A 24,411-nucleotide genomic window follows, 5' to 3' on the forward strand; every position below is an offset into this window, starting at 1 on the left:
GACAGGGTCTGGTCTTTCGGCGAGTTTTGGCGGACCCTGGAGATGTCGAATTCAGCTCACCGAACGGGTGGAGGACGGCGAAATGCGGATTTCCCAGATCCTGAGCAAGAAGGGCAGCGGAGTGATCACCGTGGGCGCCGCATCCACGGTGCGCAGTCTGCTGGCGACGCTCGACGAGTGGAACATCGGGGCGGTGGTGGTGATCGACGAGGGCGGTGCACTCGCCGGCATCGTCTCCGAACGCGACGTGGTTCGCAGGCTGCATTCGGGCGGCGCGGACATCCTCGACGGTCCGGTGGGCCGGATCATGACTCCCATCGTGCACACCTGCTCTCCCGGCGACGAGATCGAGGGCCTGCGGGAGACGATGACCGAACACCGCGTCCGTCACCTCCCGGTCCTCGACGACGGGGCGCTGGTCGGGATCATCAGTATCGGGGACGTGGTCAAGAGCGCGATCGATGAGCTGGAGACCGAGCGTGAACATCTGGTGCGCTATATCCAGCACTGAGCGCGTGCGCTACATCCAGCGCTGAGCGCGTGTCGCGGAACCGCGACCGTCGCGGCTGCGTCTAAGGAGCATGGGGCGTCTTCTCGGCCTGCCGCGTGCGGCCGCTCAGCGATGGCGGTGGAGTCGGTCGCGGCGCAGACCCGGGCGGATTCGGCTCACCGTCCGGCAGTGGACGATCGTCGTGGTCTTCGCGGTCACGTCCGCAGTGGTCGCGGTCGGGGCAGGTCTTCCGCACACGCCTTCGAAGGTGCCGGCGGCTGCCGTTGTACGGGCGCGCGCCGCGTTGTCTGCGCTTCCCGTCCTCGGCCGACGGCCGCCTCACGACTCGTCGTACGACCGGGACGCCTTCGGTCCGGCGTGGACAGACGATGCGGCGGTGCGGGGCGGCGGCAATGCCTGCGACACCCGCAACGACATCCTCGCCCGCGACCTCGTGGTTTCGGCGCGAACCGGTACGTCGTCGTGCCCGAGTGCTGTCGCCTCAGGCACGCTGACCAGCCCGTACACCGGCCGGACGATCGGATTCCAGCGCGGTCGCGGTTCGGCGGCAGTGCAGATCGATCACATCGTTCCGCTCTCTTACGCCTGGGACCTGGGGGCGTCGAGGTGGCCGGCGCCGCGCCGATGGTCGTTCGCCAACGACCCGGCGAACCTCGTCGCGGTGGACGGTGCCAGCAACCAGGCGAAGTCGGATGCTGAACCGGCTCGCTGGATGCCGCCGCTGCGTGCCTTTCACTGCCAGTACGCGGTCCAGTTCGTGGCCGTCCTCACCGCGTACGGACTCCCGATCGACGTTCCGTCGAGAGATATCCTCGGTGCGGTCCTGAGGTCGTGCTGAGCGGGTGGGAGAACAGTGGATCGTCGAATCGTGGTGAGCGCCGTGGTGATGCGCGACCGGGTGGGCCGCGTGCTCGTAGTGCGCAAACGCGGGTCGTCGCTGTTCATGTTCCCCGGCGGAAAGCTCGATCCGGGGGAGAGTTTCGCGTCAGCCGCGGTACGCGAGGCGCGGGAGGAACTCGGAGTGCACCTGGATGAGAGTTCACTGCGTGCTCTCGGCACGTTCGAAGCCGACGCCGCGAACGAACCCGGTCACGTCGTCGTCGCGGAGGTCTTCGAGCACCCTGTGGTCGGCGTTCCCGCGGCGAGTGCGGAGATCGCCGAGATCGCGTGGGTCGAGCCCACCGACCGGAGCCGAGCCGACATCGCACCGCTGTTGCGCGACGCGGTGTTCCCCGTCTTGTCGCCCGTCGATTAAAGGGTCGAGCGACTCCTCTCGGCTTGGCTGTCGGTGCGGTGATTTCGACTCGCTGCGCTCGCTCAATAAGCCTGGGGAGGGCGCTCGGCGGTGGCTGAACTCTCGTCCTCGCTCAAGAACCCTGGGGACGCTGCGCTCGCTCAATGCGCTTGGGGAGGGTGCGCTCGGCGGCGGGCTGAACTCTGGTGCTCGGTGGTTGAGCGAGCGGATGTTGTGCTCGCCTCATTAGGCCTGGGGGAGGGTGCGCTCTGCGGCGGGTCGAACTCTCGTGCTCGGTGGTTGAGCGAGCGCAGCGAGTCGAAACCGGGGGTGGGGGATTTCGACTCGCTGCGCTCGCTCGATGAGCCTGGGAGCGCTGCGTTCACTCAATGACCCTGGGGGTGACTCACAAGCCCTTCAGCATCGCCTTCATCTCATCGATCTCGGACTGCTGGGAGTCGGCGATGTCGCGGGCCATCTCGACCGCGTCGGTGTTCTTGCCGTCGGCGATCTCCTCCTTGGCCATGTCGACCGCGCCCTCGTGATGCTCGATCATCTGCGTGAGGAAGAGCCGGGCGGCGTCGGTGCCCTGTGCGGCGCGCAGCTGAGCGATCTGGTCCTCGGACAGCATGCCGTCCATCTCGTGGTCCATCGACGAATGCGTCGGCTCGTTCCATGCCGTGAGCCAGGACTTGAGCTTGTCGATCTCCGGCCCCTGCGCGTCCTTGATCCGCTTGGCCAGGGCCGTGACATTGCCCGGGACACCCGGCTTGGCGAGAATGATGTCGCTCATCACCAGTGCCTGTTCGTGGTGCGGGAGCATCATCTGAGCGAACATCACGTCGGCTTCGTTGTGTTCGGTGCCGGCGGACGCCTGCGACGAATGCGGAGCCTCGTGCGAGGCCGACATGCTCGACATGTCGTGGGTGGCGTCCGAGGCCTCCTCGTTCGGGCTGCACGCGGCGGCGCCGACGATGACAGCTGCGGCGGCGATCGTGGTGGCGGCGAGTCGGGTTCTCACGATGAGCGTTCCTTCCGTGGTGGTCTCGAGCCAGTCTGCCGCACGGACTCGCCTCGTTCGATGACCCTTCTGTGAAGGTTTGCTCAAGCTCCGGACCGTCGGCACCCGGGTAGATGAGATCCCGGCCGGATTCCGGTCAAGATGGAGGCCATGTCGGCACGGGCGATGGTGGTGGAGGACGAGGCGGCGATCGCGGCGCTGGTGGCGTCGTACCTGGAGCGGGACGGGTTCGAGGTCACAGTGACCGGCGACGGGGGCGAGGCGGTGGCCCGCGCGCGAAGTGTGGACCCCGACGTGGTGGTCCTCGATCTGGGGTTGCCCGGACTCGACGGTGTGGAGGTGTGCCGCCGGCTGCGCACCTTCTCCGACGCCTACGTGGTGATGCTGACCGCACGCGCCGACGAGGTCGACACGCTGGTGGGGCTGTCGATCGGGGCGGACGACTACGTGACCAAACCGTTCAGTCCGCGCGAGCTGTCGGCACGGATCCAGGCGCGGATGAGGCGTCCTCGCAACGGTTTCGCCGGAGCGGCGGCGGGCCGGTCGGGCACGGTCCGCGTGGTCGGTGACCTGTCCATCGACGTTCCCGGCCGAGAGGTGCGGGTGGCAGGCGCGCCGGTCCATCTGACCCGCACCGAGTTCGATGTTCTCGAGGTGCTCTCGTCGGCCCCCGGAACGGTGTTCTCGCGCAGTCGTCTCATCGACGCCGTATGGGGCCCGGAATGGGTCGGCGACGACCACCTCGTCGACGTCCACATCGGCCACGTGCGACGCAAGCTCGGCGACGACGCGGCCCACGGACGATATGTGCGCACCGTTCGCGGCGTCGGCTATCGAATGGGCACCGGGCGATGACCGCGACCGGTCGGCCGAGCCGGTTCGCGGTCGGCACCGGACTGATGCTCGTGATGGCGGCGGTGGTGGTCGCCACCACCGCGTGCGCACTGATGATCGCGTGGCTCGTCGCTCCGGGGATCTTCCGTGAGCATCTGCGTCAAGCGGGAATCGACCGCGATTCGAGCGAGGCGATGCACGTCGAACGCGCCTTCGCCGCTGCCGTGGGTGTGTCGTGGGGACTGGCCGCCGTGATCGCCACGGTGTCCGCGCTCGCGGTGAGCTGGTACCTCGCCGGACGCGCGCAACGGACCGTCACGGCGGTGGCGGCGTCGACCGCCCGGATCGCGGACGGCGGATACGACGTGCGGGTGCACGGCGGCGGAATGGGACGGGAGTTCGACGCGCTCGCCGCAGCGGTGAACCGGCTCGCCGCACGGCTGGCGGAGACCGAGGCGACGCGCCGCCGGATGCTCTCGGACCTCGCCCACGAGATGCGCACCCCGCTCGCCACCATCGACTCGTATCTCGAAGCCGTCGAGGACGGTGTCCGGCGGCCGGACGCCGACACGATGGACATCCTGCATGCGGCGACCGGCCGGCTGCGCCGTCTCGCCGAGGACGTGACCGCGGTGTCGCAGGCGCAGGAGGGCGTGCTGTCGGTGATGCCGGTGCGGACCACCGATCGTGAACTCGCGGAGTCGGCGGCCGCCGCGGCGGGGGAGGCGTATGCGGCGAAGGGAGTGACGCTGCGGGTGGAGGCGCATGCGGCGACAGCCGTCCGCGCCGACCCCGCACGGATAGGCCAAGTCCTGGGAAATCTGCTGGCCAACGCGTTGCGGCACACTCCTGACGGTGGCGCGGTGACGCTGCGGACGCGCTGTGCCGATCCGGACGCCGTCATCGAGGTCGCCGACACCGGCGACGGTATCGCCTCCGACCATCTCTCCCACGTCTTCGACCGGTTCTATCGTGCTGACACCGCCCGCGATCGGGACCACGGTGGCAGCGGGATCGGGCTCACCATCGCGCGGGCTCTGGTCGAACAGCACGGCGGCAGCCTGTCGGCCGCGAGCGACGGGCCCGGCAGGGGAGCGACGTTCACCGTGCGGCTGCCGCGGGTGTGACCGGCCGTCGCGGCTACCCTGGAGTCATGAGTGCACCCACCGCCGATTCGGTCGACGCGACCGCCGGCGTGACGGCAGACGTCACGGCCGCGGTCACCGAACTCGCCACCGCCGCCAAGAAGGCCGCCCGCACGCTCGGGCCACTGACGACCGCGCAGAAGAACGCCGTGCTGCTGGCGGCCGCCGATGCAATCGACTCGGCAGCCGAGGACGTTCTCGCAGCCAATGCCGACGATGTGCGTCGCGCCGAGGAAGCAGGCACCGAGGCGTCGCTGGTCGACCGACTGCGTCTGACCCCGGAGCGCGTGGCGGGCATCACCGGCGGCCTGCGCCAGGTGGCGGCGCTGCCCGATCCGATCGGCGAGGTACTGGCCGGGAAGACCCTGCCCAACGGTCTCGAACTGCGTCAGGTGCGGGTGCCGCTGGGCGTGGTCGGATTCGTGTACGAGGCCCGCCCCAACGTCACGGTCGACGGCTTCGGCATCTCCTTCAAATCCGGAAACGCGGTCCTGCTGCGCGGGTCGTCGTCGGCCGCGGCGTCCAACGCGGCGCTGGTGGAGGTGCTGCGCGGAGTGCTGCGCGACCACCAGATCGACCCGAACGCGGTGTCGTTGCTGCCGAGCGAGAGCCGCGAGAGCGTCACCGCGCTGATCCAGGCGCGCGGATTGGTGGACGTGGTGATCCCGCGCGGCGGTGCCGGACTGATCAACGCGATCGTCGAGAACGCCAAGGTCCCGACCATCGAGACCGGAACCGGCAACTGCCACATCTTCGTCCACCGGGATGCCGATGTCGACGTCGCGACCCGGATCGTGCTCAACGCCAAGACCCGTCGGCCCAGCGTCTGCAACACGGTCGAGACCGTGTTGCTCGACCGCGAGATCGCCGACCGAGCATTGGTTCCGATCACCTCTGCGCTGCAGGCTCAGGGAGTGGTGATCCACGGTGAGGAACCCGGAATGGAACCCGCCACGGAGGACGACTGGCACCGCGAATACCTCTCGCTCGACATCGCGCTCAAGGTGGTCGACGGCATCGACGCCGCGATCGAGCACATCGCGGCGTACGGCACCGGTCACACCGAAGCGATCATCACCGGAAGTCTCTCGGCGGCAAACGAGTTCACCTCGCGCGTCGACGCGGCCGCTGTCATGGTCAACGCGTCCACGGCGTTCACCGACGGCGAGCAGTTCGGCTTCGGCGCCGAGATCGGCATCTCGACGCAGAAGCTCCATGCGCGTGGGCCGATGGGGCTTCCGGAACTCACCTCGACCAAATGGCTGGTGTGGGGCGACGGACAGATCCGTCCCGCATGAGCGCGGCGGAGAACCTCGGCGGTCCCACCGTGCGTGACGACGTGCGGCCCGCGTTCACCGGGGTCGACGACGTCCGGTCACGGCTCAAGCAGACCGGCTATCTGGCCGACGACGCGACGTCCACCACGGCCTTCCTCGCCGACCGGCTCGGAAAGCCGCTGTTGGTGGAGGGCCCCGCGGGTGTCGGCAAGACGGAGCTGGCCCGCGCGCTGGCGCAGGCGACCGGTTCGGAGCTGGTCAGGCTGCAGTGCTATGAGGGCATCGACGAGGCCCGGGCGCTGTACGAGTGGAATCACGCCAAGCAGATCCTCGCGATCCAGGCGGCGGGTCATCGGGACTGGGATGCGACGAAGGGGGACATCTTCTCCGAGGAGTTCCTCCTCGCACGGCCGCTGCTGACGGCGATCTCGCGGACCGAGCCCACGGTGCTGCTGATCGATGAGATCGACAAGGCCGACGTGGACATCGAGGGTCTGCTGCTCGAGGTGCTCAGCGACTTCGCGATCACGATTCCGGAGATGGGGACGGTGACCGCGGTCCGCCGTCCGATCGTGCTCCTGACGTCGAATGCGAATCGCGAACTGTCGGAGGCGCTCAAGCGCCGCTGCCTGTACCTGTACATCGACTTCCCGGACGCACAACTCGAACGGGAGATCCTCGCCTCCCGCGTGCCGGAGCTGCCTGCCCGGTTGGCGGAGGAGATCGTGCGGATCGTCGGGGTGCTGCGGACCCTCGACATCAAGAAGAAGCCGTCGGTGGCGGAGACCATCGACTGGGGCAACACCCTCCTGGCGATGACCGCAGGCGCCGACGTCGCGTCGGGCCGGATCGACGACTCACTGGTGGCGCGGACCCTGGGAGTGGTGCTCAAACACCGCCCGGATGTGAAGACCGCACTGCGCGAACTCAAACTCGGTGACAGATGAGCGGTGGGATGTCACTGATGGGATCACGCAGTCGATGACGGAGCCGCTCGTCGACACCCTGACCGGTTTCGTGGACGACCTGCGCAGCCGCGGCATCACGGTGGGGCCGTCGAGTCTGATCGACGCGGGGCAGGCGATGAGCGTGCTCGATCTGCTCGACCGCGACTCGCTTCGGGAAGGGCTCGCTGCGACGCTGCTGGGCGACCACACTCACCGCGACACCTTCGATCTGTGTTTCGAGCTGTGGTTCCCGCTCGGCTCGGCGGCGCGGCGGTCGGCCATGGAGGTTCCGCGCGACGCGGACGGCAACGTCGACGTGCAGGCCCTGCGGGAGCTGACCGCGGATGTGCTCGCCGATGCCGAGGCGATGAGCGACGGCCGGTTCGACCAGCTGGTCGCGATGATCGTCGGCGAGGTGGGACAGTACGAGTCCGCGCGCGGTGAGGCGTACTCGACCTATCAGGCGATGACGGCGATCTCGCCGCAGACGTTGATCGCCCGTATCGCGGCGGCGATGGCCGGCGGGGAGCCGACGGAGTCCGGCGGGCGGCCTGGCACGGATCCGATGAGCCGTCGCGCGGCTCGGGACGCGACCGAACGGCTGCGGGACGCGGTGACGACCGAGACGCAGCGCCGCATGGCCGAGGTGCGCGGGCGCGACGCCGTCGGCCAGTACGCGGTGCCGAAGCTGCCGGAGATGATCGACTTCTTCTCGGCCAATCCGCAGGATCTGGCCAAGATGCGGCGCACGATCGCACCGATCGCGCGCTTGCTGGCCGCGAAGCTCGAGTTCCGGCGCAGGCGCAACCATCACGGCCAGGTGGACGTGCGGGCCACGCTGCGAGCCTCGATGTCGACCGGCGGCGTGCCGATCGAGCTGCGCCGCCGCAAGCCGCGGCCCGGCAAACCCGAACTGGTCGTGATCTGCGACGTCTCCGGTTCGGTCGCGGGGTTCAGTCAGTTCACGCTGCAACTGGTGTACGCCCTTCGCCAGCAGTTCTCCCATGTGCGGGTGTTCGCCTTCGTCGACACGGTCGACGAGGTCACCGAGTTCTTCGACCGCGGCAGCGGTGACGAGCAGTTCGGCGACCGGATGCACCGCATGCTGACCGAGGCCTCGATCAGCACGCGCGACGGCCACTCCGACTACGGTCACATGCTCAAGGGGTTCAACGCCCGCTACGGCGATTCGCTCACGCACAAGAGCGCGCTGCTGATTCTGGGCGATGCGCGCAACAACTTCCGCCCGACGCACGCCGACGCCCTCGCCGCGATGCGCGACCGTGTCCGCAACGCCTACTGGCTCAACCCGGAACGCCGGTCGTCGTGGGACTCCGGCGACTCGGACGCCGGCAAGTATGCAGAGGTGATCGAGATGTTCGAGTGCCGCAACGCCGACCAACTGTCGAGAGTGATCGCCGACCTGCTCCCGGTCTGACACTCCCGCACGTCCTTCCCCAGGCCTGCTGAGCGCCCCTTCCCAGGCCGGCTGAGCGCCCCTTCTGCACGCTGGTTGAGCGACCGTTCCCCAGGCTTGTTTGAGCGACTCTTCCCAGGCCTGTTGAGCGAGCGGAGCGAGTCGAAACCCTCCCGACCCCGCACCCCGGCCCGCGACCGCCGCCCGAACCGCTCCCGGTAGACTCAACCGGCATGTCACAGGCCGCACGCGCGCCCCGCCGGATCGGCGTGATGGGCGGGACGTTCGATCCGATCCACAACGGGCACCTCGTCGCGGGCAGCGAAGTGGCCCACCGCTTCGGACTCGACGAGGTGGTCTTCGTCCCGACGGGCCGACCGTGGCAGAAGGAGGGCGACCACGCGCCCGACCCGTCGCGGCTGGTCTCGCCCGCCGAGCACCGGTACCTGATGACTGTCATCGCCACCGCCTCCAACCCGCGGTTCACCGTGAGTCGGGTGGACGTGGATCGCGAAGGCGTGACGTATACCGTCGACACTCTCCGCGACCTCCGGAAGACCTATCCGGACGACGAGCTGTACTTCATCACCGGTGCGGACGCCTTGGAGACGATCCTCTCCTGGCATGATTGGGAAGACCTCTTCGAGCTCGCGAACTTCATCGGAGTCTCGCGACCCGGATACGAACTGAATGCCACACATCTGATGGAGCATCTGGCGGCCAAACCGGCCGATGCCCTGCAGATGCTGGAGATCCCCGCGCTGGCGATCTCCTCGACCGATTGCCGTGCACGCGCCGCCGCGGGACGCCCGGTCTGGTACCTGGTACCGGACGGAGTGGTCCAGTACATCGCCAAGCACGGTTTGTACCGAAAGGACCTCGCGTGACCGCTTCTCCCGAAGCCCGCCAGATGGTGACGATCGCGGCTCTGGCCGCCGCCGACAAGGTGGCGACCGACATCGTCGCCCTCGACGTCTCCGACACGCTCGTCATCACCGACGCCTTCTTCATCGCGTCTGCGGACAACGAACGGCAGGTTAACTCGATCGTCGAAGAGATCGAGGACAAGCTGCGCGAAGCCGGATACAAGGCGTTGCGCCGGGAGGGGACGCGTGAGGGCCGTTGGGCGCTGCTCGACTACGGCGATCTCGTCGTGCACGTCCAGCACGACGACGAGCGCGACTTCTACGGGCTCGAACGGCTCTGGAAGGACTGCCCGGCGATCGAGATCGACGGCATCGAGCCGCCGTCGCGCGATCGCGCCGCCGAGGACGACGGCGAACCCTCCGGCGCAGAATCCGCGACGGGCGAATGAGAAGTGAACCCGACGCCGGCGACACCAGTGTCGAACGGCTGACTCCGATCGTCCGCAGGCTGATCCTGCTGCGCCACGGACAGACCGAGTACAACGCGGAACGGCGGATGCAGGGTCAACTCGACACCGAGCTGTCGCCGGTCGGGGTGGCGCAGGCGGCCGTCGCCGGCCGGGCTCTCGCCACTCGTGGACCCCGGTTGATCCGCTCCTCCGACCTGCGCCGCGCCTACGACACGGCGCTCGCGCTGGCCGCGGTGACCGGCCAGGAGGTGGAGACCGACGTCCGGTTGCGGGAGACGCATCTGGGCGACTGGCAGGGTATGACCCACACCGAGGTGGACACCGTCGCGCCCGGTGCGCGCAGGCACTGGCGCGACGACGCCCACTGGGCGCCGCCGAACGGTGAGTCACGCGTCGAGGTGGCGGGCAGGTCGGTCCCGGTGGTCACCGAACTCGTCGACCGTCTCGACGACTGGGGGCAGGGCGAGAACGCCGAGGCGCCGGTGGTTCTGGTGGCGCACGGCGGGGTGATCGCCGCGCTGACCGCGGGTCTGCTCGGGCTGCCGGTGGAGAACTGGCCCATTTTCGGAGGCCTCGCCAACACCAGCTGGGTGCAGTTGTCCGGCCACGCCCTGCCGGGTGAGGAACCGGTGTGGCGTCTGGACGTCTGGAACGCCTCCGCGGAGTCGGCCGAGAGCACGGTGCAGTAGACCGCTATGGGTTCGATCATGGTGCTGGGCGACTCCCTGTCCTTCTACGGAGCCACTGGAGGGCTCGCCGCCGACGATCCGCGGATCTGGCCCAACCTGGTGGGTGCGGACACCGGCCGCGACGTCGAACTCTTCGCGCGTATCGGCTGGACCAGCCGCGACATCTGGTGGGCGATCACGCAGGACCCGCGGGTGTGGGCCGCGGTGCCGGAAGCCGAGGTCCTTGTGCTGGCGTTCGGCGGGATGGACTCGCTGCCGTCGCCGCTGCCGACCGCGCTGCGCGAGCAGATCCGATACGTGCGGCCGGCGAAGCTGCGCCAGGCGGTGCGCGGCGCCTACGGCTGGCTGCAGCCCCGGTTGTCGCCGATCGGCTGGCCCATGGCCATTCCGCCGGCGGAGACCGCACGCTACTTCGAAAAGATCCGGGGTGCGCTCGCGCACCTGCGGCCGGATCTGCCGGTCGTCGTCGCGCTGCCTCCGACCCACGACAGCCCGTACTACGGAAACGTCCACCCGGGCCGGATCCCGACCACGGCCGCGATCAGCGAGTGGGCGCGACGCCACCGACTGCCGACCGTGGACTTCTATCCGGTGACGGCGGAGGCGTTCGCCGACCCGGCGGTCGAGATGAACCCGGACGGCATCCACTGGGGATTCGAGGCCCACCGACGGATCGCCGCGCTCATGACGCCCGCGGTCCGCGCCGTTCTCGGCTGACTCACCGTCGAATCACCCAAACCGACCGGCTACCGTGTAGGGGTGCCAGTCGTCGTCGTCACCGATTCGTCCTCGCGGTTGCCCGCGACACTCCTCGACGAGCACGGGATCGGCCAGGTGCCGCTGTACTTGCACACCGAGGACGGTGCCCAGTACGCCGAAGGCGTCGACGAGATCCCGCCCGACGTCATCGGCTCCCAGAAGGTCACCACGTCCGGTGCCAACCTCGGCGATCTCAAGCGCGCGTACGCGCAGGCGTGGGAGGCCAGCCAGGGCGACGGGGTGGTGGCCGTGCACATCTCGCGCAGGCTGTCGGGCACGTGGGGCGCCGCGCGTCTGGCGGCGGACCAGACCGACGGTGAGGTCCGCGTCGTCGACTCGCGCTCGGTCGGGATCTCGCTCGGCCTGACGACGATGGCCGCGGTTCAGGCGGCCGAGAACGGCGCGTCTCGGGACGAGGTGTACGAGGCCGCGGTCCGGGCGGCCGCGACGGCCGAATCACTGCTCTGCGTGCAGGGGCTGGACAATCTGCGGCGCAGCGGCCGGATCAGCGCCGCCGGACACCTGCTCGGTTCGGCGTTGGCGATCAAGCCGATCCTGCACATGTCCGACGGACTCCTGACGCTGCGCGAACGGCATCGCACGTCCACCAAGGCGGTCGCGAAGATGCTCGACGCCGCCGTGGAACTCGCGGGCGACGACGCCGTGACAGTCGGGATCCAGCATTGTCAGAACCCCGACCTGGCGACCGAGGTGCTCGCGCAGATCAGCAGGCGGCTGGAGAACATCACCTCCACCATCGTCGTCGATCTCGGCGCCGTGCTCGGCAGCCACGTGGGGCCGGGGGCGGTCGGCATCAGCCTCGGACACGGACTCGGACCCCTGCGCTGATCACGCGCCGTAGTCGGGCAGATCGATGCCGTCGGCCTTGGCGAACTGGCCGGCGAGCAACGGCCGCATCGGCCACTTGTTCATCGACCAGTAGGAGAAGCGGCTCAGGGCGACGGCCGCACGGCTCGACGGCGCGTACCCTGATGCGCCGCCGGGCGGCAGCTGCTGAGTACGCGCGATGAACGGCCGCATCACCGCCTGGTACTCGGTGAGCGCGGGCGCGACCTCGCCGCCGGAACGCCCGAGCTCACCGGCCAGGACGTATGCCCCGACCAGAGCCAGGGTGGTGCCCAGACCCGTCAGCGGCGTCGGGCAGTAGCCGGCGTCGCCGACCAGCGCCACCCGCCCGGAGGCGAAACGCTCCATCCGCACCTGAGCGAGATCGGCGTAGGCCCAGTCGGTCGCCGAGCGCATCTGCTCGAGCAATCGGGGCGCCACCCATCCGACGCCGTCGAACGCTTCCTCGAGCATGCGCCACTGGCTCTCGCGGTCGTGCAGCGGCTCCGGGTCGCTTCCGCGGACGGCGAGCGAGGCCTTGACCGTCCCGTCGACGCGTGACGGGCGGGCCGACACCACTCGGCCGCCGCGGCTGTTGTGCATCAGATACCAGCCGTCGAGCGGCTGATCGATGGTCGCCGTGAACCAGGCGTACCGCAGCCCGATCGGCCGCAGATGGCGGTCGTCGGGGCCGAAGGCGGCGCGGCGCACCGCGGAACTCAGCCCGTCGGCACCGACGACCAGGTCGAACGAGCGGTCTGGGGCGCGCTCGAAGGAGACGGTCACCGAGCCGGTGTGCTGTTCGATGGCGCGTACCGAGTCGTCCCACAGGTACTCGACGGACTCCGGCACGGCCCCGACGAGCACCTCGGCGAGATCGCCGCGCAGGATCTCGTGAGTCGAGACGATGCCGTTGCCGCCGAAGGCTTCCACGGGCAGTTCGCTGCGTCGTCGGCCGCGGGCGTCGACCGTCGCGATCCCGCGCTGGTCGAGCAGTCGTGCGTCGGTGGCCGGCGTCAGTCCCATTCGGTCGATCACGGTCCGTCCTGCCCCGCGCAGATCGACGGTCTGGCCGCCGGGGCGGAGCCGGGGAGCCCGTTCGACCACGGTGACCCGGTGCCCCTGCCGGGCCAGGAGCAGAGCGGATGCGGGGCCGGCGATCGATGCGCCGCTGATGAGGATCTCCAACTTCTTCATGGTGCGACCGTACGCCGTATCGAGTGCACTGAGATACGGTGTTCACGTGTACTTTTCGTAAAAGTGCACTAGAGCACTGGGGAAGGGCGGTCAGATGAGCCGAGCGGAGCAGATCGCGGACGAGCTGCGAATGCGGATCGTCACCGGGCGATTGCGCCCGGGCGACGCCGTCCCATCCACTCGGGCGATCATGCGCGACCACAACGTGGCGATGGCGACGGCGAGCCGCGTGCTCTCGCTGCTGCAGGCGGACGGTCTGATCGAGTCGGTGCCCGGACGGGGCAGCGTGGTGCTCGCACCGGACGGCGGCGACCCCGCCGTGCTGACTGCGGACGGCGTGGTGAGCGCGGCCGTCGCGATCGCCGACGCCGAGTCGCTCGCCGCGGTGTCGATGCGACGGCTGGCCTCGGCGCTCGAGATTCCGACGATGGCCGTCTACCGGTACGTGCCGAGCCGGGAACAACTCGAGTTCGCGATGGTGGACCGGGTCCTCGGCGAAGTGCGGGCACCGAACGCGTCGGGACAGTGGCGCGCCGATCTGGAGGCGGCCGCGACGTCGATGTGGGCGACGATGGTCCGTCACCCGTGGCTGGCGGGCGCGCTCTCGATGACCCGGCCCGCGGCCATGCCCCAGGCGATGCCGCTCGCCGAATCGATGCTGTCCGCGCTCCACGCCGCCGGACTCGATCCGGTGCAGGCGTTCACCGACTATCTCGGCCTGCTGAATCTGATCCGGGCGGTGGGTCTGACTCTCGAGCCGGAGCTGGCCGACGCCGCGGAGACGGGGATGAGCAACGACGAGTGGATGGACACCCAGGTGGCGGAGCTGCGCAGACTGACGCCACCGGATCGGTTCCCGAACATGCGCCGGATCATGGAGGTGGGGTACCCGTACGATCCCGAGGTGCTGTTGACGTCGGCGCTGCGGAGATTCCTCGACGGCATCGAGTCGTCCGTGAGCTGAGCGGGCTCGACGCGTGCGCCGCGTCTGTGGAGTTCGGCGAAGCGGTCCACAGATGACCGGGATCGCCGGATCGGCACCGCCGCGCGGCGGGCGCGCTGCCTACTCTTCCCGGCATGGGGAGGAACAAGCGGGTGGCCCGCGACCGCGCAACCGGGGCCGATCCACTGGCACGCCTGGCGGGGCCGGCCCCGCGGGCCGACACGCCGTGGGGTGTCACTGGCATGCCGAACTGGCTCGATACGCCCCAGGGCCGACGGGCGTGGTCGCAGCGGGCTGAATTCGACTGCCTCTCGGATGAACCGGAGGACGAGGACGGCGCCGACCGCCCCGACGACTACGAGCAGGAAGGCTATGAGCAGGAAGGTTATGAGCCGGAGCGCTACGAGCCGGCGGGCATCGAGTCGCTCGGTGACGGCGACCGATCCCGGCACGGTGACGATGAGGAGCCGTGGGACGACGAATGGGATGCGCCGCGTCGCCGGTTCACGATGCTGCCGCCGGCCGCGATCGGCCTGATCGTCGTCGGTCTGGTGGCGTGTGCGATCGCCGGGTACTCACTGCTGAAACAGAACGAGCCGACGGCGCCGCTGGTGGCCTTCGAGTCGAGCGCCGGCCCGCGCGCGCCGGCGGCCGCATCCGGCGGCGATTCCGCGTCGGTACCGCCGCCGTCGTCTCCGCGGATCGTGGTGAGCGTCGTGGGTCTGGTCAATCGGCCGGGTCTGGTGGAACTGACCGGTGCGGCGCGAGTGGCGGACGCGCTGAAGCGAGCAGGCGGGGCCCGGCCCGGCGCCGATCTGCTGAGCCTGAACATGGCACAGCCGCTGCACGACGGAGACCAGATCCTCATCGGCAGGGGCGGGGAGGAGGCGACGGTCCGCAGCGCGGTGGTGGCGGCGGGTTCGGCGCCGGCGGGGGAGTCGCCATCGGTTCCCGGCGGCAGTGCGCCGGCGGCGGGCACCGGCCTCGTCGATCTGAATACGGCCACCGCCGAGCAGTTGGACGCGCTGCCCGGAGTGGGCCCGGTGACGGCAGCCTCGATTCTGGCCTGGCGGCAGGCTCACGGCCGGTTCGACTCGGTTGACCGGCTCGCGGAGGTGGACGGCATCGGACCGGGCAGGCTGGCCAAGCTCAAGCCGCTGGTGACGGTCGGTTAGCGAGGTGCGCACGTCCGACCTGCGGCTCGCGGCACCGGCCGCGGGATGCTGGGCGGCCGCGGCGACGGCGCTCGCGGCGCCGGTCGCGGTGAGCGCGTCGATAAGCGCCGGATTCGGGGCTGCCGGAATCGCCGCAGCGGTGTGGAGCAGGCGGAACGCGGGCCTGCGTCGCGCGATCGGCGTCTCGGCCGCAGCGGCGTGCGGATTGATCGCGGCGTCCACTCTGGCCGTCGTCCTGCGAGTGATCGCCGTCGACTCCGCACCGATCCGAACCGCTGAGGGCAAGCCGACCGTCGAGGTGGAGACCACCGGCGACCCGGTGTTCCTCACCGGCGGACGCATGCGCGTTCCGGTCACCGTCCGTGCGCTGAGCGGCCTCCGCCAGCGACCGGTCGCGGCACAGCTGACCGCGCCGGTGGACGGCCCGGATGTGCTGCCCGGCGAGCGGTACCGCGTACGAGTCCGCGTCCGGCCACCGCGTGACCGTGCGGCCGACCGGTTGCAGGCCGCGCAGTTGACCGCGACCGGTCCGATGACCGGGCTGCGGGGACCGCCGTGGTGGCAGCGCGCTGCCGGTACCGTCCGGGAGCGGTTGCGAGATGTCTCGCTGCGGGCCTTGCCCGAGCGGTCGGCGGGATTGCTGCCGGGACTCGTCCTCGGCGATGTGAGCGGACTCGACGAACGCACGGCCGCCGACTTCCGGGCCGCCGGTCTGGCACATCTCATTGCTGTCTCCGGCAGCAATTTCGCGCTCGTGTGCGGCGCCGTGATTCTCGGCGTCCGGTCGTGCGGAGCGTCCGAGCGCACGGTGGCGATACTGGGCGGCCTCGCGATCATCGGTTTCGTGATCCTGGTCCGCCCCACCGACAGTGTGCTGCGAGCGGCGGTGATGGGGTCGGTGGGCCTGGCTGCGGGTCTGGGCTCGCGACGGGCTCAGGCGCTCCCCGCTCTCGGGACGGCGGTGATCGTGGTGACCCTGCTGTGGCCTCAGATGGCGCTCGCTCCCGGGTTCGCGCTGTCGGTGGTCGCGACGCTCGGGCTGGTGCTGTGGTCGGTGCCGATCCGCTCGGCGCTCGTGCGTCGCGGGGTCCCCGAAGCGCCGGCGACGCTGTTGTCGATGACCCTCGCCGCACAGGTGCTCACCACGCCGTTGCTGATCGCCGTCACCGACACGGTGAACCTCCTGTCGGTTCCGGCGAATCTGCTGGCGGTGCCGGTCGTGGGCATCGCCGGACTGCTGGGCACGGCGGCGGCGGTGATCGGCGGGCTCGGACCGCGCTACGGACCGACCACCGTTCTCGCCGAACTGCTGGTGCGCGCCGCGGGTCCGCCGACGAGGTGGTTGATCGCGGTCGCCGACTGGCTGGGAGGGCCGCGGTGGTCCACGGTGGCCGTGCCGGGACCGACCGCGGTCACGGTGCTGGTCCTCGGTGCCGCCGGCGTGCTGGGGTGGCGCAGCCGCGGTCGTGTCCGGGCTGTCTGGCACCATGTTCGATGTGAGCGATCGGCTGTACTTGCTACTCGGAGACGACGACTTCCTGACCGGGCGCGTCATCTCGAAGGTCTCGGCCGAGCGCAGTCGCGAGGCGGGGGTCGACGTACCGGTCACCCGCGTCCGCGCCGGTGAAGTCACCGCGCCGGAGTTGGCCGAACTGTTGAGTCCGTCGCTGTTCGCCGACGAACGCATCGTCGTGGTGCAGTCCGCGGCGGATGCGGGCAAGGAGCCCGCGGCGCTCATCACCGCGTCCGCCAAGGCCCTGCCCGAGGGCATCACGCTGATGGTGGTGCACACCGGCGGCGGCAGGCAGAAGTCGATGGTGGGTGAACTGCAGAAGGCCGGGGCCCAGGAGTTCGCGTGCGCGGCGCCCAAGTGGCCGTCCGAGCGGATGGACTTCGTGCGCGCGGAGTTCCGCGCGCTCGGCGCACGGGTCAGCGCCGAGGTGGTGGAGCTGGTCACCGAGATGGTGGGATCGGATCTGCGTGAGCTCTCGGCCGCCTGCCACCAGTTGGTCGCCGACACCGGCAACAAGGTCGACGCCGCCGCCGTTCGCCTCTACTACACCGGGCGTCCCGAGGTGACGGGCTTCGAGGTCGCGGACAAGGCCGTGACCGGTGACCTCGCCGGCGCGCTCGAATCGCTCGCCTGGGCCGAACACCACGGCACGGCGCGTGTTCTGCTCGCGGACGCGCTCGCGGAGGCGGTGCACGCCATCGCGCGGGTCCGGTCGATGGGCGGCGGCGACAAGTACTCCCTCGCCTCGGAACTCGGGATGTCGCCCGGCCGGGTCGGGAAGATCCAGACCCAGGCTCGAGCCTGGGATTCGGCGTCGATCGGCGAGGCCGTGCTCGTGGTCGCCGACCTCAACGGTGCAGTCAAGGGACAGGCCGCCGATCCCGATTACGCACTCGAGCACGCGGTCGCCACCGTGGCGCGTCTGCGTCCGCGCCGGCGATAGGCGGTGTGTCTGCGCGACGACAAACACCTCGATGACTCCGTGGCCCGTCATCGAGGTGTTTGCGAAAGCGTGATTCTGTTATGGCTTCGCTCAGCAGAACGAACTCAGCTGAACGAAGCGGAGCGGCCCGAAGGCCGCCCGGCGTCAGAGCTTGTTGACCGCGAGAGCCATGGCCGACTTCTTGTTGGCGGCCTGGTTCTTGTGGATGACGCCCTTCGACGCAGCCTTGTCCAGCTGGCGGCTGGTCGTGACGAGCAGCTCGGCGGCCTTGTCCTTGTCGCCCGAGGCGACCGTCTCGCGGAAGTTGCGGATGGCGGTACGCAGGGCCGACTTGATCGACTGGTTGCGCTGACGTGCCTTCTCGTTGGTCTTGTTCCGCTTGATCTGAGACTTGATGTTAGCCACGCGATGTCCTCTTCTGGCGTCCTGTGCGGCCCTCGGCCGACTGTCGTTTGTACCCATCGGCGACAGAGCGGTCCGGTCATCGGCCAGCGTCCATCGCAACAGCGGTCAACGATACCAGCGACGCAGGAAGCGCCAAAATCGCCCGCACCGGGGGTGCGAGCGTCATCCGATGGTGCGCACCGCTGCCTACAGTGGAAGCACTATGTCAGTCGTCTATGTCCACGTAGGTCTGCCGAAGACCGGAACCACGCACGTTCAGGATCGGCTGTGGCGCAACCGCGACCACGCCCTCGCCCGAGCCGGGCTGCTCTATCCGGGCAACCGGATCGACGACCACTTCCACGCCGCGGCCCACCTGCAGCCCGAGCGCTACCTCGACTGGGCCGATCCCGCACACGCGGGCGTGTGGCCGTCGATGGTCGCCCAGATGCGGGCCTGGCACGGCTCGTCCCTCGTCTCGCACGAGCTGTTCGCCAACGCCGGTCCGGAGCACATCCGGCGCCTGGTGGCCGACCTGAGCTTCGCAGACGAGGTGCACGCCGTGCTCACGGTGCGCGATCTGGCCAGACAGGTTCCATCGGTCTGGCAGGAGAACGTCAAGAATCAGCGACAGGCGGCGCTCGACGAGTTCGTCGAGTCGATCGCCGACGACCACGCCGGCCCCGGTCAGGAACCGTTCTGGGAGTTCCAGGACTACCGGCGGATCACTGCGGACTGGTCGGAGGTGGTCGGTCCCGAACGCGTTCACATCGTCACCGTTCCGGCGCCCGGAACCGCGAGCGACGGCGACGGTCTGTGGGAGCGCTTCGTCCGCGCGCTCGGCATGGATCCGGCCGACCTGCCCGCGGAGGTGCCCAGCAGCAACAAGTCACTGTCGGCGACGCAGACCGAACTGCTGCGCAGGCTCAACGGCCGGCTGCAGCCCGAGGACATCGAATGGCGCCGGTACGAGCGTCTCGTCAAAGGCGTTCTGATCGGCGACTACCTGTTCGCGACGCGCGACGGCCGGCCTGAGGGGCTGACCGGGCCGCAGGCGGCCTGGGCCGCGAGGAAGTCGGAGGAGATGGTCGCCGAACTCGTCCGGCGCGGACATCCGGTCGCCGGAACAGTTCAGGACCTTCGAGTGACCGCCACCGCGGGGGACGAGTCCGCCGCTGTCACCGACGGCGACATCGTCGAGGCCGCGCTCGATGTGATCGCACTGTGGGCGAAGACCGGTCCGGTGCCCGACCGCAGTCCCGCGTTGACCACGCGCGCGGCTGATCTCGTGCGGCGGGTGCGGCGCCGGCTGATGCGCTGACGGGTCAGGAAGCGGACTTCGCCGGCGCATTGGGAACGTCCGGTCGACGGCAGCGGGCCGGGTGCCGCGGTGCGCTGCTCATCGTCGTTCCGCGCGCTCGGCGGCCGCGGGCAGGAGCCATGCGTCGACCGCATCGGCCGTCAGGTCGGCGACGCCGCTCCGGTCGGGTTTGAGGCTGTGATCGGCCCGCTCCACTTCGAGCACTCGCACCGGACCGCCGAACAGGTCTATCGCCTCGGCGAACTCCTGCGACGTTCCGAAGGCGTCGCTGCGGCCGTGCACGATCAGCGTCGGCGCGGTGATCGCGGGGAGATGGTCGGTCCGCATGCGGTCGGGTTTCCCGGGCGGATGCAGTGGATACGAAGTGAGCAACAGCCCGTCGAACAGATCCGGGTCCTCGGCCGCCACCATCGACGCCTGACGTCCGCCGTACGAGTGTCCGCCGACGATCAGCGGGCCGGGAGCCGCGGACCGCAGCTCGGCCACCGCCTCGCGGATGCCGTCGCGGTCTCGGGCCGCCTTCGACGGTGACGGCGGACCCTTGGGCCGGTCCTGCCGGTACGGCAGATCGATGCGCGCGACCGCCAGTCCTCGGGCGGCCAGGGCGCCGCCGACCGCCCGCAGGATCGCGGCCCGGCGGTCGGCGCCCGCTCCGTGCGCGAGGATCACTAGTCCGCGGGGTTCGTCCGGGCACGTCACGTCCGCCGCGACCGTCGCCGTCTCCACCGTGAACTCGTTGTCAGTCATCGCCTGTCCGTACCCATGATGCGTCGAGCCTAATCGGTGGTGCGGCCGCGCTGCGGGCCGTCGGGCCTGCGGCGGCCCGCCTCGCGCGGGGCGGCGGGGCGAACTGCCGGCCGGTGTCGTGCGAAACTGGAGGGTGATCTGCACCGGGCTTCACCCGGGCCCGCCGCGCAAGGAGTGAGTGAGATTCCCAGCTTCGCCGACAAGACGTTCACCGATCCCGCAAAGATCCGCAACTTCTGCATCATCGCGCACATCGACCACGGCAAGTCCACCCTCGCCGATCGGATGCTGCAGCTGACGGGCGTCGTCGAGGAACGGCAGATGCGCGCGCAGTACCTCGACCGCATGGACATCGAGCGCGAGCGCGGCATCACCATCAAGGCGCAGAACGTCCGGCTGCCGTGGAAGGTGGGCGACGAGGAGTACGTGCTGCACCTCATCGACACCCCCGGCCACGTCGACTTCACCTACGAGGTCTCCCGCGCGCTCGAAGCGTGCGAGGGTGCGATCCTGCTGGTGGACGCCGCCCAGGGGATCGAGGCGCAGACGCTGGCGAACCTGTACCTGGCGATGGAGAACGACCTCACCATCATTCCGGTGCTCAACAAGATCGACCTGCCCGCGGCCGACCCCGACCGCTACGCGGCGGAGATCGCGCACATCGTCGGCTGCGAACCCGAGGAGGTGCTCCGCGTCTCCGGCAAGACCGGCGTGGGCGTGCCGGAACTGCTCGACGAGGCGGTCCGTCTGATCCCCGCCCCCGTCGGCGACCCCGATGCGCCGGCCCGGGCGATGATCTTCGACTCGGTGTACGACACCTACCGCGGTGTGGTCACGTACGTCCGCGTGGTGGACGGACGCATCGTCCCGCGCGAGAAGATCGCGATGATGTCGACCGGCGCGACGCACGAGCTGCTCGAAGTCGGCATCGTCTCGCCGGAGCCGAAGGCCAGCGCGGGTCTCGGCGTCGGCGAGGTGGGCTATCTCATCACCGGCGTCAAGGACGTCCGGCAGTCGAAGGTCGGTGACACCGTCACCACCGCTCGCAACGGCGCCGACGAGCCGCTCACCGGTTACCGCGAGCCGCGTCCGATGGTCTACTCGGGTCTGTATCCCGTCGACGGGTCCGACTACCCGGTCCTGCGCGAGGCACTCGAGAAGCTCCAGCTCAACGATGCGGCCCTGACGTACGAGCCCGAGACGTCGGTGGCGCTCGGCTTCGGTTTCCGCTGCGGCTTCCTCGGCCTGCTGCATATGGAGATCACTCGCGAGCGGCTGGAGCGGGAGTTCGACCTCAACCTGATCTCCACCGCGCCCAACGTGGTGTACCGCGTGGTGATGGACGACGGCACCGAGCACATCGTGACCAATCCGTCCGACTGGCCCACCGGCAAGACCAGCCAGATCTTCGAGCCGATGGTCAAGACCACGGTGATCGCGCCCAGTGAGTTCATCGGCGCGATCATGGAGCTGTGCCAGTCGCGCCGCGGCGAGCTCGGCGGCATGGACTACCTGTCGGAGACCCGCGTCGAACTGCGCTACACGATGCCGATGGCGGAGATCATCTTCGACTTCTTCGACTCGCTCAAGTCGCGCACCCGCGGTTACGCCAGCCTCGACTACGAGGAGTCGGGAGAGGCGCAGGCCGATCTGGTGAAGGTCGACATCCTGCTGCAGGGCGAAGCCGTCGACGCGTTCAGCGCGATCGTCCACAAGGACTCGGCGTACTCCTACGGCAACCGGATGGCACTCAAGCTCAAGGACCTGATTCCGCGCCAGCAGTTCGAGGTCCCGATTCAGGCCGCCATCGGGTCGAAGGTCATCGCCCGCGAGAACATCCGCGCGATCCGCAAGGACGTGCTGGCCAAGTGCTACGGCGGCGACATCAGCCGCAAGCGCAAACTGCTCGAGAAGCAGAAGGAGGGCAAGAAGCGGATGAAGACGATCGGGCGGGTCGAGGTTCCGCAGGAGGCCTTCGTCGCCGCGCTGTCCACCGACGAACTCGGCGATAAGCCGAAGGGCAAGTAGTGGCGGCCACGACGTCGCCGGTTCTCGCCGACTCGCCGCTGCCGTACGGGCTTCCGGATTTCGCGTCGATCTCCGACGACCACTTCCTGCCCGCGTACGACATCGCGCTCGCCGAGCATCGCGCCGAGGTGGACGCGATCGCGGACTCGACGCAGGCCCCGACCTTCGACAACACGGTGGCCGCGCTGGAGGCGTCGGGACGGTCGCTGGCCCGGGTGAACGGGATCTTCTTCAATCTCGAGGGGCCCGACAGCAATCCGCAGCGCGCGAAGATCGCGCAGGTCCTCGCGGTGCGCCTCACTGAGCACGCCAACGCGATCGCGCTGAACTCCGCGCTCTTCGCGCGCATCGCCGAGCTGTACGAGCGTCGCGCCGAACTCGACCTCGACGAGGCGCAGACGCGCCTGCTGGAGCAGCGGTATCGCGACGCAATCCGGTCCGGCGCGGCCCTCGACGAGGCGGGGCAGGAACAGATGCGGGAGATCTCCGCCCGACTGGCGACGCTGACCACCGACTTCGGCCAGCACCTGCTCGACGACACCAACGATTCGGCCGTGCACTTCGAGGACGCCGCGGACCTCGACGGGCTGTCGCCCTCGGAGATCGCCGCGGCTGCCCGCGCTGCGGCCGACGCCGGTCGAGACGGCTACCTGGTGGCCCTCGAACTCCCGACCAGTCAGGCGACGGTCGCCAAGCTCACCGACCCCGCCGCGCGTCGCCGCGTCTTCGACGCCTCCGCGGTCCGGTGTGCCCGCGGCAACGCCCACGACACCCGGGAGTCGATCCTCGAGATCGTCCGGCTGCGCGCTCGGCGCGCGGCCCTGCTCGGCTACGCGAACCACGCCGAGTACGTGATCGCCGAAGAGACGGCGCCGTCGCCGCAGTCTGTCGCCGATCTCCTGGCTCGGCTCGGCGCCGCGGCGATGAAGGCCGCCGACGATGAGCTCGCGCGCCTGGCCGCACTCGCCGGCGGTCCGCTCGGTGCGGCCGATGTGACCTACTGGCTCGCCGCCGAGCAGCGGGCCCGTGCCGCCGGCTCCGCCGAGCCGATCGACATCGACGGCTTCGCGGACTACTGCGAGCTGGACACCGTCATCACCGACGGGGTCTTCGCCGCGGCCGGACGCCTCTACGGGTTGAGCTTCGCCGAGCGCGACGACCTCGCCGGCTACCATCCCGACGTCCGGGTGTGGGAGGTGAGCCGCAACGGCACCGGGATCGGGCTGTTCCTCGGCGACTACTTCGCCCGGCCGTCCAAGCGGGGCGGCGCCTGGATGAACAACATCGTCGACCAGTCCCGGCAACTCGGCACGGCGCCGATCGTGGTCAACGTCCTGAACCTCACCCGTCCCGAGCCGGGCCGTCCGTGTCTGCTCTCCCTCGACCAACTCACGACGCTGTTCCACGAGTTCGGACATGCGATCCACGGGTTGCTGTCGGCGGTCGACTACGTCTCCCAGTCCGGAACCTGCGTGCCGCGGGACTTCGTCGAATTCCCGTCGCAGGTCAATGAGATGTGGGCGCTGCACCCGGAGGTGGTGGCAGGCTACGCGCGTCACCACCTCACCGGTGAACCCGCGCCGGCCGAGCTCATCGACGCAGTCCGCGGCGCGACCGGAACCGAATCGGCGCACTCCACCGTCGAGTACCTCGCCGCCGCCGCGCTCGACCTCGCATGGCACCGGCTCGCCGAGGACGAGATCCCCGACGACGTGCTGGAGTTCGAACGCCGCGCACTCTCCGATGCCGGGCTGGCAACCGACCTGATCCCGCCCCGGTACCGCAGCACGTACTTCAACCACGTCTTCGGCGGCGGTTACTCGTCGGCGTACTACTCGTACATCTGGTCGGAGATCCTCGACGCCGAGACCGAGCAGTGGTTCCTGGCGGGCGGCGGTCTCAGACCGGAACTGGGAGCGGCGTTCGCCGAGGCGGTGCTGTCGCGCGGCGACAGCGTCGATCCGGTCGCCGCGCATGCCGCCATGATCGGCCACAGCGCCCGGATCGAACCGCTGCTGCTCCGCCGTGGGCTCGCCTAGCGCGGCGGTGCCGGGGCAGTGGCGTGACCCCCGTCGCAGGCACCCGGCGAGTAGGGTTTCAAATCAGTGTGGGCGAAACCGCGCGAGTGCGAGTGCAGATGAGGT

24 protein-coding genes are annotated in these 24,411 nt (G+C 69.5%); 20 read left to right on the forward strand and 4 right to left on the reverse strand.

Annotated features, from left to right (window positions below):
- Nucleotides 1-82: 82 nt before the first annotated feature.
- The 3 genes from ACE11G_RS05665 (at nt 83) to ACE11G_RS05675 (ending at nt 1,766) form a co-directional block, all read left to right on the forward strand.
- Nucleotides 83-511: a CBS domain-containing protein gene (locus ACE11G_RS05665; protein WP_062367024.1), complete on the forward strand. Its 429-nt coding sequence runs from the start codon at nt 83-85 to the stop codon at nt 509-511.
- Nucleotides 512-581: 70 nt separating this feature from the next.
- On the forward strand, nt 582-1,349 hold the full coding sequence (locus tag ACE11G_RS05670; protein WP_006895968.1) for an HNH endonuclease family protein: 768 nt from the start codon (nt 582-584) through the stop codon (nt 1,347-1,349).
- A 15-nt stretch (nt 1,350-1,364) separates the two neighbouring features.
- The gene (locus ACE11G_RS05675; RefSeq protein WP_280512903.1) at nt 1,365-1,766 is read left to right on the forward strand and encodes an NUDIX domain-containing protein; all 402 of its coding nucleotides are present in this window, start codon (nt 1,365-1,367) and stop codon (nt 1,764-1,766) included.
- Nucleotides 1,767-2,151: 385 nt separating this feature from the next.
- Here the strand turns inward: ACE11G_RS05675 and ACE11G_RS05680 are convergent, their stop codons facing one another.
- A complete protein-coding gene (locus ACE11G_RS05680; protein ID WP_006895970.1) occupies nt 2,152-2,766 on the reverse strand; it encodes a DUF305 domain-containing protein in 615 nt (204 codons plus the stop codon).
- 165 nt (nt 2,767-2,931) lie between these two features.
- Between ACE11G_RS05680 and ACE11G_RS05685 the strand changes: the two genes are divergently transcribed.
- The 10 genes from ACE11G_RS05685 to ACE11G_RS05730 all read left to right on the forward strand — a co-directional run bounded on the left by ACE11G_RS05685 (nt 2,932) and on the right by ACE11G_RS05730 (nt 12,019).
- Nucleotides 2,932-3,621 (forward strand): response regulator transcription factor, encoded by a 690-nt coding sequence (locus ACE11G_RS05685; RefSeq protein WP_039867249.1) that lies wholly within the window; start codon nt 2,932-2,934, stop codon nt 3,619-3,621.
- Nucleotides 3,618-4,727 carry a sensor histidine kinase gene (locus ACE11G_RS05690; RefSeq protein ID WP_375003913.1) on the forward strand — a complete coding sequence of 370 codons (1,110 nt, stop codon included), beginning with the start codon at nt 3,618-3,620 and terminating at the stop codon, nt 4,725-4,727. The genes ACE11G_RS05685 and ACE11G_RS05690 overlap by 4 nt, the downstream gene beginning before the upstream one ends.
- A 26-nt stretch (nt 4,728-4,753) precedes the next feature.
- Nucleotides 4,754-6,043, forward strand: a complete 1,290-nt coding sequence (locus ACE11G_RS05695; RefSeq protein WP_375003914.1) for a glutamate-5-semialdehyde dehydrogenase — start codon at nt 4,754-4,756, stop codon at nt 6,041-6,043.
- Nucleotides 6,040-6,969, forward strand: a complete 930-nt coding sequence (locus ACE11G_RS05700) for a MoxR family ATPase (protein WP_045539011.1) — start codon at nt 6,040-6,042, stop codon at nt 6,967-6,969. The genes ACE11G_RS05695 and ACE11G_RS05700 overlap by 4 nt, the downstream gene beginning before the upstream one ends.
- Nucleotides 6,970-7,003: 34 nt before the next feature.
- Nucleotides 7,004-8,407: a VWA domain-containing protein gene (locus tag ACE11G_RS05705; RefSeq protein ID WP_222111537.1), complete on the forward strand. Its 1,404-nt coding sequence runs from the start codon at nt 7,004-7,006 to the stop codon at nt 8,405-8,407.
- 212 nt (nt 8,408-8,619) lie between these two features.
- Complete coding sequence (nadD, locus tag ACE11G_RS05710; RefSeq protein WP_006895976.1) at nt 8,620-9,273, forward strand: nicotinate-nucleotide adenylyltransferase; 654 nt, start codon at nt 8,620-8,622, stop codon at nt 9,271-9,273.
- Nucleotides 9,270-9,701 carry a ribosome silencing factor gene (rsfS, locus tag ACE11G_RS05715; RefSeq protein WP_006895977.1) on the forward strand — a complete coding sequence of 144 codons (432 nt, stop codon included), beginning with the start codon at nt 9,270-9,272 and terminating at the stop codon, nt 9,699-9,701. Before nadD ends, rsfS begins: the two co-directional genes overlap by 4 nt.
- Nucleotides 9,698-10,411 (forward strand): histidine phosphatase family protein, encoded by a 714-nt coding sequence (locus ACE11G_RS05720; RefSeq protein WP_375003915.1) that lies wholly within the window; start codon nt 9,698-9,700, stop codon nt 10,409-10,411. The genes rsfS and ACE11G_RS05720 overlap by 4 nt, the downstream gene beginning before the upstream one ends.
- Nucleotides 10,412-10,417: 6 nt before the next feature.
- Nucleotides 10,418-11,128, forward strand: coding sequence for a diglucosylglycerate octanoyltransferase (gene octT, locus ACE11G_RS05725; RefSeq protein WP_006895979.1), 711 nt, complete (start codon nt 10,418-10,420; stop codon nt 11,126-11,128).
- Between the two features lie 42 nt (nt 11,129-11,170).
- Entirely contained in the window at nt 11,171-12,019 is an 849-nt protein-coding gene (locus tag ACE11G_RS05730; protein ID WP_039867181.1) for a DegV family protein, read from the forward strand.
- On the opposite strand, the gene ACE11G_RS05735 is transcribed toward ACE11G_RS05730, so the two are convergent.
- Nucleotides 12,020-13,213, reverse strand: a complete 1,194-nt coding sequence (locus ACE11G_RS05735) for an FAD-dependent monooxygenase (protein WP_375003916.1) — start codon at nt 13,211-13,213, stop codon at nt 12,020-12,022.
- 94 nt (nt 13,214-13,307) lie between these two features.
- On the opposite strand from ACE11G_RS05735, the gene ACE11G_RS05740 reads away from it, so the two are divergent.
- From ACE11G_RS05740 to holA, 4 genes are all read left to right on the forward strand, one after another.
- The gene (locus ACE11G_RS05740) at nt 13,308-14,177 is read left to right on the forward strand and encodes a GntR family transcriptional regulator (RefSeq protein ID WP_045540212.1); all 870 of its coding nucleotides are present in this window, start codon (nt 13,308-13,310) and stop codon (nt 14,175-14,177) included.
- A gap of 113 nt (nt 14,178-14,290) precedes the next feature.
- Nucleotides 14,291-15,331, forward strand: a complete 1,041-nt coding sequence (locus tag ACE11G_RS05745) for a helix-hairpin-helix domain-containing protein (protein ID WP_039867183.1) — start codon at nt 14,291-14,293, stop codon at nt 15,329-15,331.
- Between the two features lie 4 nt (nt 15,332-15,335).
- Nucleotides 15,336-16,958 carry a ComEC/Rec2 family competence protein gene (locus ACE11G_RS05750; RefSeq protein WP_375003917.1) on the forward strand — a complete coding sequence of 541 codons (1,623 nt, stop codon included), beginning with the start codon at nt 15,336-15,338 and terminating at the stop codon, nt 16,956-16,958.
- Nucleotides 16,846-17,787: a DNA polymerase III subunit delta gene (holA, locus tag ACE11G_RS05755; RefSeq protein ID WP_375004105.1), complete on the forward strand. Its 942-nt coding sequence runs from the start codon at nt 16,846-16,848 to the stop codon at nt 17,785-17,787. Before ACE11G_RS05750 ends, holA begins: the two co-directional genes overlap by 113 nt.
- 144 nt (nt 17,788-17,931) lie before the next feature.
- Here holA and rpsT read toward each other — a convergent pair whose 3' ends face one another.
- Nucleotides 17,932-18,192, reverse strand: a complete 261-nt coding sequence (gene rpsT / locus ACE11G_RS05760) for a 30S ribosomal protein S20 (protein ID WP_006897618.1) — start codon at nt 18,190-18,192, stop codon at nt 17,932-17,934.
- Nucleotides 18,193-18,394: 202 nt separating this feature from the next.
- On the opposite strand from rpsT, the gene ACE11G_RS05765 reads away from it, so the two are divergent.
- Nucleotides 18,395-19,492 (forward strand): sulfotransferase family protein, encoded by a 1,098-nt coding sequence (locus tag ACE11G_RS05765; RefSeq protein WP_375003918.1) that lies wholly within the window; start codon nt 18,395-18,397, stop codon nt 19,490-19,492.
- Between the two features lie 78 nt (nt 19,493-19,570).
- Here ACE11G_RS05765 and ACE11G_RS05770 read toward each other — a convergent pair whose 3' ends face one another.
- Nucleotides 19,571-20,239, reverse strand: coding sequence for an alpha/beta fold hydrolase (locus tag ACE11G_RS05770; protein ID WP_278124342.1), 669 nt, complete (start codon nt 20,237-20,239; stop codon nt 19,571-19,573).
- Between the two features lie 138 nt (nt 20,240-20,377).
- Between ACE11G_RS05770 and lepA the strand changes: the two genes are divergently transcribed.
- Together lepA and ACE11G_RS05780 are read left to right on the forward strand one after the other, a co-directional pair.
- Nucleotides 20,378-22,267 carry a translation elongation factor 4 gene (lepA, locus tag ACE11G_RS05775; protein WP_039867867.1) on the forward strand — a complete coding sequence of 630 codons (1,890 nt, stop codon included), beginning with the start codon at nt 20,378-20,380 and terminating at the stop codon, nt 22,265-22,267.
- A complete protein-coding gene (locus ACE11G_RS05780; protein ID WP_062367883.1) occupies nt 22,267-24,306 on the forward strand; it encodes a M3 family metallopeptidase in 2,040 nt (679 codons plus the stop codon). Before lepA ends, ACE11G_RS05780 begins: the two co-directional genes overlap by 1 nt.
- The last annotated feature ends 105 nt before the right edge of the window (nt 24,307-24,411 follow it).

Origin of the sequence: Gordonia sp. PS3, from assembly GCF_041950545.1 — a bacterium.
Taxonomy (GTDB): Bacteria; Actinomycetota; Actinomycetes; order Mycobacteriales; family Mycobacteriaceae; genus Gordonia; species Gordonia sihwensis.

Bases quoted from the DNA above. Each gene is read 5' to 3' on its own strand.
- ACE11G_RS05705 (WP_222111537.1), top strand. From the start codon at position 7,004: ATGACGGAGCCGCTCGTCGACACCCTGACCGGTTTCGTGGACGACCTG.
- ACE11G_RS05685 (WP_039867249.1), top strand. From the start codon at position 2,932: ATGGTGGTGGAGGACGAGGCGGCGATCGCGGCGCTGGTGGCGTCGTAC.
- ACE11G_RS05665 (WP_062367024.1), top strand. From the start codon at position 83: ATGCGGATTTCCCAGATCCTGAGCAAGAAGGGCAGCGGAGTGATCACC.
- ACE11G_RS05690 (WP_375003913.1), top strand. From the start codon at position 3,618: ATGACCGCGACCGGTCGGCCGAGCCGGTTCGCGGTCGGCACCGGACTG.
- ACE11G_RS05670 (WP_006895968.1), top strand. From the start codon at position 582: ATGGGGCGTCTTCTCGGCCTGCCGCGTGCGGCCGCTCAGCGATGGCGG.
- ACE11G_RS05695 (WP_375003914.1), top strand. From the start codon at position 4,754: ATGAGTGCACCCACCGCCGATTCGGTCGACGCGACCGCCGGCGTGACG.
- ACE11G_RS05735 (WP_375003916.1), bottom strand. From the start codon at position 13,213: ATGAAGAAGTTGGAGATCCTCATCAGCGGCGCATCGATCGCCGGCCCC.
- ACE11G_RS05700 (WP_045539011.1), top strand. From the start codon at position 6,040: ATGAGCGCGGCGGAGAACCTCGGCGGTCCCACCGTGCGTGACGACGTG.
- ACE11G_RS05740 (WP_045540212.1), top strand. From the start codon at position 13,308: ATGAGCCGAGCGGAGCAGATCGCGGACGAGCTGCGAATGCGGATCGTC.
- ACE11G_RS05745 (WP_039867183.1), top strand. From the start codon at position 14,291: ATGGGGAGGAACAAGCGGGTGGCCCGCGACCGCGCAACCGGGGCCGAT.
- ACE11G_RS05720 (WP_375003915.1), top strand. From the start codon at position 9,698: ATGAGAAGTGAACCCGACGCCGGCGACACCAGTGTCGAACGGCTGACT.
- nadD (WP_006895976.1), top strand. From the start codon at position 8,620: ATGTCACAGGCCGCACGCGCGCCCCGCCGGATCGGCGTGATGGGCGGG.
- ACE11G_RS05770 (WP_278124342.1), bottom strand. From the start codon at position 20,239: ATGACTGACAACGAGTTCACGGTGGAGACGGCGACGGTCGCGGCGGAC.
- ACE11G_RS05765 (WP_375003918.1), top strand. From the start codon at position 18,395: ATGTCAGTCGTCTATGTCCACGTAGGTCTGCCGAAGACCGGAACCACG.
- octT (WP_006895979.1), top strand. From the start codon at position 10,418: ATGGGTTCGATCATGGTGCTGGGCGACTCCCTGTCCTTCTACGGAGCC.